Source organism: SAR324 cluster bacterium (assembly GCA_029245725.1).
Classification (GTDB): domain Bacteria; phylum SAR324; class SAR324; order SAR324; family NAC60-12; genus JCVI-SCAAA005.
The window spans coordinates 17,604-30,878 of record JAQWOT010000106.1 but is presented as its reverse complement, the minus strand read 5'-3'; the positions used below and the strand labels follow the sequence as shown (position 1 = coordinate 30,878).

Here is a 13,275-nt window from a genome sequence, read left to right as displayed (position 1 = left end):
GAATCGTTTTCTCCAGGTCTTCAGCAGCTTGTGTAAGGTCGGATGATTGGCTCTGCAAAAATTCCAACCGTTCCATCAGCAAGTCATATTCTGCTGGGGCTGCCAGATTTACATTGCCGATGGCTTCCAGTTGTTGGCGTTGCTTCTTTAACCCATTCACCAGAGAAGTTTCATTAATCTCTGCCAGAGCCTCACTCAACTTACTGTCCGGGTCAAAGTCCCACTGATCGGAGAGTTGTTCTTCCAATTGTTCTCTTTGTAAACGATGCTCAGTCTGTTCAATCCTTTGCTGATGAACCAGTTGAAGCAGGTTTTCCAGAACTTTTTGTACTTCTTGAAGTTTTTTGGTCAAATCGCTCTGTAGCTGGCTCTGCTGCTCGTAGGTTTTGGTGTCCATTTTGATTTTTTCATCCAAACCCAACCTTTTTTTCAATAGAGTTGGCATTAGAGTGTCCAACTCCTTGATGCGAAGCTGTCCTTCTTGGCTTCTTGATTTTGCCAATTCTAGTGCTTCCAAAATTCGTTGGCGTCTACTTTCAATCTCTGATTGATTTCGCTGATTACGTTCTAAATTTCCTTTGATGTTTCTGATTTGCTCTGTAGATTCAGCTATTTGTAGACGCAAGCGAGTATGTTCTTCACTGACTTCATGCAGACTTTGTTGTTGGATTTGAATCTGTTCCTGTTGTGCTGCTACTTCATTCTCTAACTGTTGCCGACGTTCCTCCTGATGAGTAAATTCTAGTTGAATTTCCTGTTTTTGGTTTTCAAGACGCTCTTGCTCAGTCTTTAAGCGGATACCGTCTTGTTCAATCATCTTTAAACTTTCCTCTGTTCGAAATACCTCTCGTTGATTGTGCTCCTGTTCTTGCTGAAGGCGGGTAAGATCTATTAGAATTTCGTGAAGTCGGCCTCTCAGATCTTGGATTTCAAGTTCCCGTTCTTGGCTCTCTTCTTCAAGGCTTTCTAGTCCCACTTCCAGTGTTTGAATTCTGTCTTCTTCAACTCGTGATTTCTTTTGAAGCAACTCTATTTCTTGCTGTCTTTGGAGGAAGCCAAAAGATGCTTTTGCAGGTCGTCCACATCGGATTCCGCCAAAGGCTGGAAGATATGTTCCTGCTGGAGAAACCCAAGCTCTAGATCCAGCGTTGCTCTGCCACTTATCTAAGGCTTCTTCAAATATAGAATCATTTTCCTCTAAAAAGTTTATTTGTTGAAACCAGCGATTTCCCCACTCTTGAAGGGGTGGTTTACATCGGATCAACATATCGGTGATTGAACTTGACGATGAGATTTCACTGAGGGATGGTAAGCGATCCAATGTTAGAATCTCTAATCGACTGAAATTCTGCTCTTGGCAAAGTTTTTCCAGTTTGGGGATGTCCTGAATGGAGGACAAGATGACCCAATCGAGTATGTTCTCAAGAATTGGGGTTACGATTTTGGGATTATCAGTATTTAAGATAGCGAAGTCTGCAAATATTCCCAGAAAGCCAATCTTTTCTTTTTCTGCTGGATGTTGCTGAAAATATCCCAATAACTGTTGAACGCTATCACTAAAATCTTCATAGCGCTCTTGAATTTCCTGCAGTGAATTCAGACGAGATTGGAGTTTCTGAAACTCACTGAGTAAGGATTTCAATTGATTGCGTCGTTCTTCAAGCACTACCTGTTGTTCATCGTGCTCGAGCCTAAGATCTTTTAATTCTTCATCTAATTGCTCTTGTTCTTCCTCAAGAACACTAGTTTTTCCACTCGATCTACTCAATTGTTGTTTGGCTTCTTGCACATGATGCTGAGCCTGAACGTGTTGTTCTCTCAGTTCCACCAACCGAGTCTGCTGTTGCTCAAGTCGCTCAATCACAAAATTTTGCTGGTTGGTAGCATTCGTCAATTTTGTATGAGTTTGCAGTAAGTTCTGCTGTAAGTCCCGAATCAGATTATTCTGTGACGCCAAAGCTTCGTTTTCCTGGAGGCGGTCGCTTTCCAATTTTTGAAGTGCCTCTGCAAATAGCTGATAATTTTTTTGGAGGCTCTCCATCTCAAGTTGATCTTCTGATGCTTCCAATTTTAACTCATTTTGGGCTTCTTCCAGTTGCTGATTGTCATCAATTAGCTGCTGAATTCTCTCATCAGAGTTTTGAATACCTTGAGAGATCAACTGTCTTTGGCTCTCAGCATCCTGCAGTTCCTTATCAACCAAAAACATTTCATTACGGGTTGCGGCTAGCTTTTCCCCTGACAAAGTGATCTCAAGGCCTAGTGTCTCTAATTCGGTCACTCTAGTTTGCTTGGTCAATTGCTCTTCAGTTTGTGTGGCCTCAGTGATTGCTATTCTTGATTTGGCCTCATCCTCACGTTGTTTTGCTTGGTTCCAACGATATAAGATTAACTGATAGTCAGCTTTCCTGATATCTTCCCTAAGTTTCAGATAAAGTCTGGCTTGCTCCACTTGATCTTTCAGACCTTCTTCCTGCCGTTCCAACTCTTGCAGAACATCATCGACCCGAAGTAAATTTTGGCGAGTTTCATCAAGACGCTTTTCAGCAGATTGCCGCTTGAGTCGAAACTTTACGATACCAGCAGCATCGTCAATGAAATTTCTTCTTTCTTCAGGTTTTGCATTGATCATCTCCTCGATTTTTCCCTGTTGGATAATGGAATAACCTGTCACTCCTCCGACTCCGGTATCCATAAAAAGTTCACGAATATCAAGCAATCGAACAGGGGTTTTATTGATCAAGTACTGGCTCTCACCGGAGCGATAGAGGCGCCGAGTTATTTCAATTTCACTGTATTCACGGTACTTGGGAAGTGTATCGCCGGCAGGATTTGTAAAGGTAAGAGTGACTTCGGCCATACCCAAGGGTTTTTGGTAGGCACTTCCGGCAAAGATGACGTCTTCCATGGAACCTCCGCGCAGTTGCTTGGCTCTTTGTTCACCAAGTACCCAGCGGATGGAGTCAACTACATTGGATTTTCCACAACCATTTGGGCCCACAACAATGGTGATCCCGTTATGTTGGAAAGTGAAGGAGGTGGGATGGCAAAATGATTTGAATCCGGCGATGCGCAGCCCTTGTATGCGCATGGAAAATCAACCGGTAGAAGGTGGGTCAACAGGCGTTTCCTCAACATCCGAATCTTCTGGGGCAACTGCTGCAAGATTTTGCTGTCTCATGCCCTCGAGCGATTCTTTTCTTTTGTTGAAAAATTGCCGGTACTCAAAGTCTTTCTCTTCCATGACCTCATCAAAGAAGCTTTTCCAGAGGCCTTGTTCGGGAAAATTCATTTCATCAAAACATCTAACAAAAAGCATGAGCCACTGACGTTCTTCCTCGAGCAAAAGCATGTAGTCGTAGGTTAAACCCTCTAGATTGAGTTGTTCCTGAGACAAAAGTTCCCTGACCTCATCAACGAGCTCGCCCTCTTCACTCCTTGCAATGGTGTTTTGTAGCATCTGACATTGTAGTCGAGCAAGCTCTAGTTGTTTTCTGCACTCAACCAGTTGGGAGATATTTGAGACGGATGCCTGTTCCTGCAACCGCAGAGTCTGAACTAGAAGCTCACGTTCCGTAACCTCAGCTGAAGATTCATTGTGTCGATCAGTCATTTGATTTTAGCTCATTAGGTTAGCTGAGGACACTCTGAAGGACTCAGGCAGATTGATGAAAGGAGAGTATTCGGAGTTTGGAAGAGCACTTTTCTAGAATAATTGGATGAGTTCAAATACCATACAGCACGATTTGAAATCCTCAAGACTCAGTAGATTCACTCAAAGTTCATTTTAAACTTTCTGGATGAATTAGGCAGTTTGACGTAGTTCCTCTAATTCAAGACTAGTTGCCTCCCAATTCTGCAGATGTTGAGTAAGCACACTTTGTACTCTTTCCTGCTCTTTTTGAAGTTTCTGAATTTCCATTGGGTCGGTAGATTTAAAGTATCCCTCCTTGCCAAAATGCTCTTCAATCTTTTGAAGTTGGTCTTCGTTTTTGGCGATTTCTCGCTCAAGTTGTTCTACAGTTCGTTGAAGTTGATTAATACGCTGCTTCTGTAGTTTGCGCTCTTCATGACTGATTGGTGTCTTCGTTTTCTGGGTACTTTTACTTTGAGTTTGGCTGGGTTTTTGGTGATGCAATGAAGTGAGATTGCGATTCAAATAGTCATCGCCGAATCTCTCCAGATATTCCTGGTATGGGCCTGAATAGTCTCTCGCCCCCGTTGGATTTAGTTCAAGTATGTGTGTTGCCACTTTGCTAACGAAGTGTCGATCATGGCTGACGACAATTACAGTCCCTTCAAATTTTTGCAACGCATCTGCAAGAGCCTCTACTCCTTCAAGATCCATATGATTTGTTGGCTCATCAAGAACAAGTACATTCCCCTTTTCGAGCATCATTCTCGCAAACAATAGTCGCGCTGATTCCCCTCCACTCAATGCATTGACACTTTTTTTAACCTCATCACCTGTAAACAGCACTTGGCCAAGAAGACCCCTTATGGTCCCTACAGTTTCATGAGGCGCCTGAGCATATAGCCAGTCGTATACACTCGTCCTTTCTTTGAGCAAATCATGATGATCTTGGGCGAAGTAGGACACTTGGGCTTCGTATCCCCAGATACTTTCTCCGTTATTCGGTTCCATTTGTCCCAAAGCGATTTTGAGTAGGGTAGACTTACCAATACCATTGGGACCAATCAAGGCAACCTTCTCGCCTCGCTCAATCGTCTTATCAATGCCATTGAGTACTTTCAAAGTTCCAAAAGCTTTTTGAATATTTTTTAGTGTTAATACGACTTTCCCAGATGGCCGCTTTTGCTGAAACTTCAGTGTAGGTGAAACTCTTGATGAAAGTTTTGCTTCTGGAACTTCTAGTCGATCAATCATTTTTGCACGTGATTGAGCTTGCCGAGCCTTTGTTGCCTTGGCTTTGAATCTGTCCACAAATGCCTGCATTTCAGCAGCTTTGCGCTCAACGCTCTCAATTTCTTTTTGACGTTGGGAACTTTCTAATTCCTTTGCTGCGAGAAACCGCTCGTAGTTGCCAGTATATGGAATTACCTCCTCATAATCTATATCCACAATATGTGTAGCGGTAGCATTCAGAAAATCACGATCGTGGGAGATATAAATCAGAGTTCCCTGAAACTGGTCTTTGAGGAATTCTTCTAGCCAGCGGATGGAGATGATATCAAGATGGTTTGTTGGTTCATCAAGAAGCAACAGGTCTGGATCACTATAAAGGACTTGGGCTAGCAGTACACGTAGTTTGAAACCTCCAGAAAGAGCCTTCATCTTTTCGTGGTGATAATTAACACTGATTCCCAGTCCTGCCAGTAACTCTGCAGCAAAGGCCTCAGAGCTGTACCCATCCTCTTCAGCTATGATAATTTCAAGTTCTGCGAGTTGATGGCCCGTCTTTTCATCCATTTCCTCTTTTGCTAGGAGTTCCTCTTTCATCTCCATGGCTTGCCAAAGACGTTTCTTTCCTTGCATCACAACATGGATAATAACGTGATCTTCATAGCTGAAATGATCCTGACGTAAAAATCCGAGTTTAAGTTCTTTAGGGACAGATACCTTCCCTTCTGTGGGGTTTTCGTCATTGGCCAAGATTCTTAAAAGAGTTGACTTGCCGGCTCCATTGGCTCCGACAAGACCATAGCGTTTACCAGGATCAAAGTTGATACTGGCATTTCTGAAAAGCACCTTGGCGCCGTATTGCATACCAAGGTTGGTTACACAGATCATGTTTTACAGAGGGATAGTTAGGCGGAGTTGTTGAACCAATTCTTCAAAAGCTTGTTGAACAGCCGGAGCATTGGCTGGATATCGAAGGCGGAGGGTCACTCTGCGGGGAGCTTCCTGAAGACTATGGGCATAAATTCCCAAACGTGCATTTGGCCATTGCTTACTGAAATTTTCTACAGCTTCAGCAGCATCACCTTCAGGTACATCCAAGATGATTTCTTGAATTTTCCATTCTGAAGAAACTTTTTTCCATATTGGCAGGGTCATCGGTAACATTGCCTTCAGCATGCTTGGAAAACCTGGAAACGCAAAAATTCCCTGCACATGGAACCCCGGTGCTCCTTCAGGATTTTCGATTAATTCACATCCCTCAGGCAGATCCGCCATCCGAGCACGTGCCTCATTTAATCGATCCTGATATCTTTTTACCAAAATTGAATAGCATTCTGGATGGCGGATGATTTGAATGCCCAAGGATTGCCCAATAGCTTGTCGAGTGCAGTCGTCATGTGTTCCACCAATTCCACCGGAGACGATCAAAGGATGAAATTCTTTGTGCAACTCCCTCATCCATTTTGCGATTGTGTCTTGGTGATCTGGTAACGTCATTGCGATACCTGCCGGCTGATCCTGCTCCTTTAGCCACTGCAGCATCCATTGCTGATTACCATTGGCCAATTCTCCCCAGGTAAGTTCTTCTCCAACAGTAACTACAGCTGGACTAAGTTGTGATTCAGTCATTGATTTCCATTCTTTGGAGGCTCTTGAAGCCGCCAGTAATAGCACAGTAGACCAAATGAGATCGCTACATTCCCAAACATCATTAGATAATGACTTTCTAACTTCAACAATTGGATCAAGGGCATGAACAGAAGTGACAGACAGGCAAGATTCCAAATAATGAAACCTAAGACCATCAGCATTCTTCTGCGCTCTATATCCTGCATCAATTTCTCATATTCCAAATCCAATTTGAAGTTGGAATCATCTCGCTCTTCGGTTTCTATCATCACCATTTCCAGGAGTGTTTTAGAAGTACAACCAACTAAAAATTACTATCAGTAACAAAAAAGCTGTAAAACAGCCCAAGGGTAGTGGATGCCACTCAGGAAGAATAGATTTGACCTGCACACTAACCTTCAAACAATTATTGAGATCGATTCAGAAAGGCTAGCAGATGGAGGAGGAAGCACAAGTGAGGTAGTGTAATTTGGAGGGCTCTACGCCCTCCAAAAGATTATCGAAGGATGTTGCGAAGGGAAGCAATTTTTTGCTGTTGATCTCGTTGTGGAGCAAAGTCCGCAGCTCTGTCCAAGTGAGAAAGCAGTTGCCTTCTAGTCTCTTCCATTTGAATGCTGTCTTGTTCCATTTGAGTACTTTCGAGAATCTTACGCTGTGTATTCGAAATGATCAGATCTGGTAGCGTCTTCAGAAGCGTGTCTCGTTGCAAAAGTGCTTGAGCAATTTCCTGATCATTCTGTGCCTGGAGCGCTGATTCATGAAGGCTATCTAACGCATTCAGATAGGTTTCAATCTTCAGGTGTAGATTCGATTGTCGCTGAGCCGAACGAATTTGTTCCACTGCCTGAAGGTAGTAGCGTTCAAACTCTGTTTCCTGAGGGTAACTAAAGAATGCTGATTGTAGCCCTGCTATCGGAATTCTAGAATCTAGGAACTGCTGCCTGCGAGTCACACTTTGATCTGTGACACTGAAGAAATTGACAACAATAGAATTGTTGCTGGTGACTTCTACAAAGGGCGGCAACTCAAAAATCTGTGGATTAATCTGAGCTTTCAGGAAAATTCTCTGCTGGTGCTCTACGTCAGTCACAACTTCAACGTGCTGGAGATACTCTAGAGTTCGGAACCCGGGAACTTCGCGAATTTTCTCAGCGTTTGGGATCATGACTTGGATAAAGAATTGGTTTTTCCTCAGTCCTGTCTCAGGGTCTCGAAGATTCTGCTCAACAATTTGGTAGGGAATCAAATCTGGAGTCAACGCGACATTTTGATCAAAAATAATTTCGACTCCAAAGCGCCATATGTTTCTTAGCTCATCCTCAACTTGCCTTGGTAAAGCTACTAGCTCTCTAACCAAGAATGGCTGGCTTAGAATGACATCATCTTCTAGGGGATCTTGGATGAAAGCCCCATCATTCATGAGTTGGTAAGCATCTAGGTAAGTGAATATTTCTCTGCCTCCGTTGTCCAACTCAAGAACATATCGGAAACGATTACCTTGATCATCGGCAGCAAACTGCTCTTCTTCGCCAGGATGTAGCATACGGAATCTTCGAATCCCGTAAGTCATTCTCTTTCCTTCCAGCAGATCGTGCTCCCCATAAGTCTTTACGTAGGCCTGAGAAGTCAGCACAAGTCGATAAAACTCATTTTTGTCTAAAATTCCAAATTCTGTGCTTTCACCGGATGGAAACACCAAAACTCTGTTTCCCGTCAGTTGGAGTTGGTCTGTCAGCGACCATTCATAAACTTGGTTAAGTTTCCACTCCTGGCTAGATCCATCTTCCAATACAGCTTGGAGAAAGTGCTCGTCATTGGTGCGATTTTTGACGAATACCGAGGATATCAGGAGATCTCTATAAAGTCCCTTATCCAAAGTCTCCGCCAACTTAATCGCATTCAGTTTAGATGTGTACTCAGGAAAAGCGAAAATGCCTGTTGGGAAAAGTGAAATACTCATCAGTAGGAGCCAGCCTACTACTGTGCGAATTTGTCGTTGCTTACTCAAAGTTCTCTCCTACATAAACTTCGACATCAGTTCCCATCCGACCCTTATGACTGGATGGCATTTGTTCAACAAGCTGTTCCCCTGGAATCACTTCGGACAAAGCTAACGCTGCCTTCATGAAATTGGGTCTGAAGTAGATTTTGGTTCTTGGTAGTACCATGCCCTCACGAACCGAAGAAATATTCGTGACTTCCAATTTCATTCCAACTTGTTCCTCTACTTTTTGTCTTTGTTGTCGATCCAGTAGGATAGCAAGTCTTTGAGCATTTTGATCTTTAGTGGAAGCATTCAATACAGACACATTGAGCCGTAGCGGTTGTTGATACATCAATAAAGCTGCCACAGGGTGAAGCATCACAGCATCTCGAGCTTGCGAGGCCATGGGCTTGAGCTGCCTCTCACCACGGCCCGCTGAAGCTGCCATGTCGTCTATACCTGGGTCAGAGATTTGTGATCTTGCTCGTTCTCGATCTTGTGATCCAAGTCTCTTACGCATTGGTTTCAGGGCAAAGGCAAGCTGCTGTCCATCTGATTTTTCTCTGTCCAACTCTAGCGAAACATCTCCTGTACTCGTAAAGATCTGCATGTCGACTAGAAAGTCCACATTCCCTCCACCAGTTCTGCTGATCTTCTCTTGGAGTTCAACACGCTTTACCCCGTCTTCCTCAGCAAAGGCCATCTCTCGCTGGGGTAGAGTCACATTATTCAGGAAGGCTTGGGGAATAGAAACCTGGAATTTACCGGGAGTGTCTCCAGATTCAACTTGAATGGCCGAGAAGAGAGATTCGTCGAAAACCCCTCTGATGGTTAGGTAGGATGGATCACCAGGAATGACATCAAGGTGATCCACCATATGTCCAGAGGGTAATTCCTGCGCCAATGTGGGTTTGGCTAGGACTGCCAAAGCACAAATAGAGAGCAGAAGTGAACAGATTTTTCGCATGGAAGCAACCCTTGAAAAGTGGCGAAAAAAGGCGATTTGCTGCACAAAATGCAGAAAATGCGCCAGCCCTTCTTCGATCACTCTGAGGCGTCAAATCCCTCTTCAGACACTTCATTCTCCTCAGTAACAACTTCTGATTCCTCAGCATCCTCGTTTTCTTCAGTTACTGTGGAAATAGCAATTACACGCTCGTCTTCATGTAGTCTTATCAAACGTGAACCTTGCGTAACTCTCCCGATGATTGGGATCTGGTTGGTGTGTATCCGAATCATTCTGCCAGTTTGGGTGATCAGTAGGAGTTGCTCTCCTTCCTCAATTTCAAACATTTCAACAACAGGACCAGTAGTTTCGTTGATACGCATTGTGCGCAAGCCTTTGTTGCCACGATGTTTTGACAGTGTAAATGCGTCAATCTCAGATTGCTTTCCATAGCCATTTTCTGCAACGGTCAACATCCTTCCCGAGCCAGAGTGCGTAAAAGCAGACACAACTTGATCACTTGGCCCAAGGCGCATTCCAATCACCCCTCTGGCATCGCGTCCCATTGACCGTATTGTTGATTCATGGACGCGTAATCCCATGCCATTGCGACTGGTGAAGAACAACTCACGGTTCCCATCTGTCAACGCAGCTGAGATTAAAGAATCCCCTTCATCTAAGCTGATTCCTCGAATACCTGTGCGGCGTACTCTGGTTGGATCAAGCATGTCAATTTTCTTGCAGATCCCGTTAGCCGTGCACATCAATATGTGCTTCAGATCAGTTCTTTCCTTGAAATGCCGAGGTATAACCAAGCAAGTTCGGATCGTCTCCTTTTGAGTGCCTTCTTTTTCATCTTCTCTTTGCAATTCCAAAACGTTTGCGGCGTGTTTCCCTCGGCTTGTCCGACCAGCTTGGGGAAGTTCGTAGACCCTTGCTCTGTAGATTCGTCCGAGATTGGTGAAGAACAATAAATGGTCATGTGTGGAGGCCACGAACATCTGTTCTAAGAAATCACCATCTTTGGTGGTTGCCCCTTGAACACCTCGCCCTCCTCTATGTTGAAGTCGATATTCGGTAACAGGGGTCCGTTTCACATAGCCTTCGTGAGATATGGTAACGGCCATATCTTCTTCAGTAATCAAATCTTCGATTGCAATGTCTGAATCATCCTCAACAATCTCTGTTCGTCGTTCATCACCGTAACGATCACGGATTTCAATTGCTTCTGTTTGGATGATTTCGATTACTCTTTCTTCACGTTGGAGAACATCTTCTAGGTCTGAAATTTTGATGGTTACTTGCTCATGCTCTTCACGAATTTTCTCTCGCTCCATCCCCGTCAGTCGCTGGAGGCGCATCTCCAAAATTGCTTGAGATTGGCGTTGTGAAAGAGTGTAATCAGCCATCAGGACGGCTTGGGCAGCGGGACCATTCTCAGCCTTACGAATGGCTTCGATCACTTCATCCAAATTTTCGAGAGCAGTCATCAAGCCTTCAAGAATGTGCAAACGATTCTTGGCTTGATTGAGTTCAAATTGTGTCCGACGAGTGACAACTTCTGTTCGATGCTGAAGGAAAAATTCCAATGTTTGAGCAAGCGATAGCACCTTGGGTTGCTTCTCTACGATCGCGAGCATTGTTATCCCAAAAGATGACTGTAAAGCGGTGTGTTTGAAAAGATTGCTCAAGACAACATTTGGGTCATCCCCCCTGCGAACTTGAATGTACATCCGCATGCCTTTGCGATCCGATTCATCTCTCAGATCTGTGATGCCCTCTAATCTCTTTTCCCGGACCATCTCAGCAATTTTTTCAAGGAGATTTGCCTTGTTCACCATGAAAGGTAATTCTGTCACAATGATAGCTTCACGACCTTCTTTGGTTGTCTCAACATGAGTCTTGGCCCGAATACGAATGATCCCTTTTCCACTCATATAGGCATCATAAATTCCTCTTCTGCCCATGATAATTCCCCCGGTAGGAAAGTCGGGGCCTGGCAGATGTTCCAGTAGATCTGGCAACGAGGCAGTGTAACGATGTTCAATGTAGTAGAGGAAGGCATTGAGGACTTCACGTAGATTGTGCGGAGGTATGTTGCTGGCCATGCCAACAGCAATGCCGGTAGAACCATTGACTAGCAGGTTCGGAATCTTGGTGGGTAGTACCGTGGGTTCTTGTTGAGAATCATCGTAGTTGGGGATGAAATCGACGGTTCCTTTATCCAGATCACTCATCATCTCGTGAGCGATCTGCTTCATTCTAATTTCGGTGTAGCGCATTGCTGCTGGGGCATCCCCATCCACTGAGCCAAAATTCCCCTGACCATCAATCAGTTGATATCGCATTGAAAAAGGCTGGGTCAGCCGCACGATTGTGTCATACACGGCTGCGTCACCGTGTGGGTGATATTTACCGATCACATCCCCAACGACTCGAGCGGATTTTCGATAGGCTCGATTGTAATGGTTTCCCTGGTCCTGCATTGCAAACAGAACGCGTCGATGAACGGGCTTTAGGCCATCGCGTACATCTGGAAGAGCACGCCCCACAATCACGCTCATTGCGTACTCCATGTAGGAGTCTCTCATTTCATGGACAATGTCTGCGTTCAGAATCCGTTCTGTCATTTTGAGTAGTTGGGAGTAATGTGAAAAGAAGGGATGTTGCTGACCAAGAGTCGATCGAAAAGCATTAGAGAGTCAACAATTAATGATTTAGCTTGAAATCATGTGATGATCTTAGGGGGATCTGTTTCCTCTTCTTTTTCCAGATCACCAAGTTGATCAAGCCCAAGAGCTGAGAGATCAAATCCTGAGAAGGGCTGAGAAGTTTCTGCGTCAACCCAACGTTCGTTTTCAAAAACGTAGAGTTTTGCAACTCCCCGGAAAGGTGTGAAAACTTTTAGGTAGGATTCTTCATCTTCTGCTTCGATAGTGATTTCATCTTCAGCCTCTTTGATTAATTTTGCTGAATACTTAACAGGAATAGATTTGGGGAAGGTCAATTGCTTGCCATCAATCTTCATTCGGTAACTCCATGTGACTGAATCAACAGAATTTTAAAGACCTATCATTCTTCAAAATTCTAGTTGTAGCAAGACAAATTGGCTCAGGAAGCCAGCATTCTTCCGCCATCAACAGGTAATACGGTTCCAGTTACGAAATCATTTTCAAGAAAATAGGTGACGGCTTTGGCGATATCATCCGGCTGCCCCATTTTTTTTAGTAAGCTTCTTTCAATGGCGAGATCGTGGCTAAATGAACTACTCTCAGGGGGAGGGAGCATTGTTCCGGGCGCAACTGCATTGACTTGCACTGCTGGAGCCAGTGCCTTAGCGAGTCCCTTTGTTAGTGAGACCAGTCCTGCTTTGGATGCACAATAGGGTAGGAATTGTGGCCATGGCCTATCTGCAGCCACATCTACAATGTTAACAATTTTCCCCTGTCCTCTTTTGAGCATTGCTGTTCCCACCAATTGTGAGAGAAAAAATGGTGCCTTCAGATTCAGTGAGATCAAGTGGTCCCATTCTGATTCACTCACTTCACCTAAGGGGGTGGGAAAAAAGTCAGCGGCATTGTTGATCAGCACATCAATTTGACCCAGTTGTGCTTCAATCTGCAGGATCAGTAGTTCAATCTCGGATACTTGTCTAAGATCGGCTTGAAAACAACCATGTTGTTTAGAATCCCCACCTATGAGTCCCAAGGTTTCTTTTGCTCCCTCCAAAGACTGGTGATAATGTAAAGCTACATTCATTCCTTGTTGACCAAGTGAGACGGCGATAGCTTGACCAAGACGCACACCTGCTCCAGTGACTAAAACTGTGCGGTTATTTAAATCCATTTTGAT

Annotated in this window: 10 protein-coding genes; all 10 read right to left on the bottom strand. The window is 44.2% G+C overall.

The window, feature by feature from the left end:
* Positions 1-3,091, bottom strand: a 3,091-nt coding sequence (gene smc / locus P8O70_04885) for a chromosome segregation protein SMC (GenBank protein ID MDG2196214.1), incomplete at its 3' end; no start/stop codon positions are given.
* Between the two features lie 6 nt (positions 3,092-3,097).
* Entirely contained in the window at positions 3,098-3,613 is a 516-nt protein-coding gene (locus P8O70_04880; GenBank protein MDG2196213.1) for a hypothetical protein, read from the bottom strand.
* 192 nt (positions 3,614-3,805) lie between these two features.
* On the bottom strand, positions 3,806-5,752 hold the full coding sequence (locus P8O70_04875; protein ID MDG2196212.1) for an ATP-binding cassette domain-containing protein: 1,947 nt from the start codon (positions 5,750-5,752) through the stop codon (positions 3,806-3,808).
* 3 nt (positions 5,753-5,755) lie between these two features.
* Complete coding sequence (locus P8O70_04870) at positions 5,756-6,493, bottom strand: molybdopterin-binding protein (protein MDG2196211.1); 738 nt, start codon at positions 6,491-6,493, stop codon at positions 5,756-5,758.
* On the bottom strand, positions 6,490-6,762 hold the full coding sequence (locus tag P8O70_04865; protein MDG2196210.1) for a hypothetical protein: 273 nt from the start codon (positions 6,760-6,762) through the stop codon (positions 6,490-6,492). Before P8O70_04865 ends, P8O70_04870 begins: the two co-directional genes overlap by 4 nt.
* A gap of 227 nt (positions 6,763-6,989) precedes the next feature.
* Positions 6,990-8,501, bottom strand: a complete 1,512-nt coding sequence (locus P8O70_04860; protein MDG2196209.1) for a hypothetical protein — start codon at positions 8,499-8,501, stop codon at positions 6,990-6,992.
* On the bottom strand, positions 8,494-9,444 hold the full coding sequence (locus P8O70_04855) for a LytR C-terminal domain-containing protein (GenBank protein ID MDG2196208.1): 951 nt from the start codon (positions 9,442-9,444) through the stop codon (positions 8,494-8,496). Before P8O70_04855 ends, P8O70_04860 begins: the two co-directional genes overlap by 8 nt.
* Positions 9,445-9,521: 77 nt before the next feature.
* Entirely contained in the window at positions 9,522-12,053 is a 2,532-nt protein-coding gene (gene gyrA, locus P8O70_04850) for a DNA gyrase subunit A (protein ID MDG2196207.1), read from the bottom strand.
* A gap of 98 nt (positions 12,054-12,151) precedes the next feature.
* Entirely contained in the window at positions 12,152-12,451 is a 300-nt protein-coding gene (locus tag P8O70_04845; protein MDG2196206.1) for a hypothetical protein, read from the bottom strand.
* Positions 12,452-12,534: 83 nt separating this feature from the next.
* Positions 12,535-13,269 carry an SDR family NAD(P)-dependent oxidoreductase gene (locus P8O70_04840; protein ID MDG2196205.1) on the bottom strand — a complete coding sequence of 245 codons (735 nt, stop codon included), beginning with the start codon at positions 13,267-13,269 and terminating at the stop codon, positions 12,535-12,537.
* Positions 13,270-13,275: the final 6 nt, after the last annotated feature.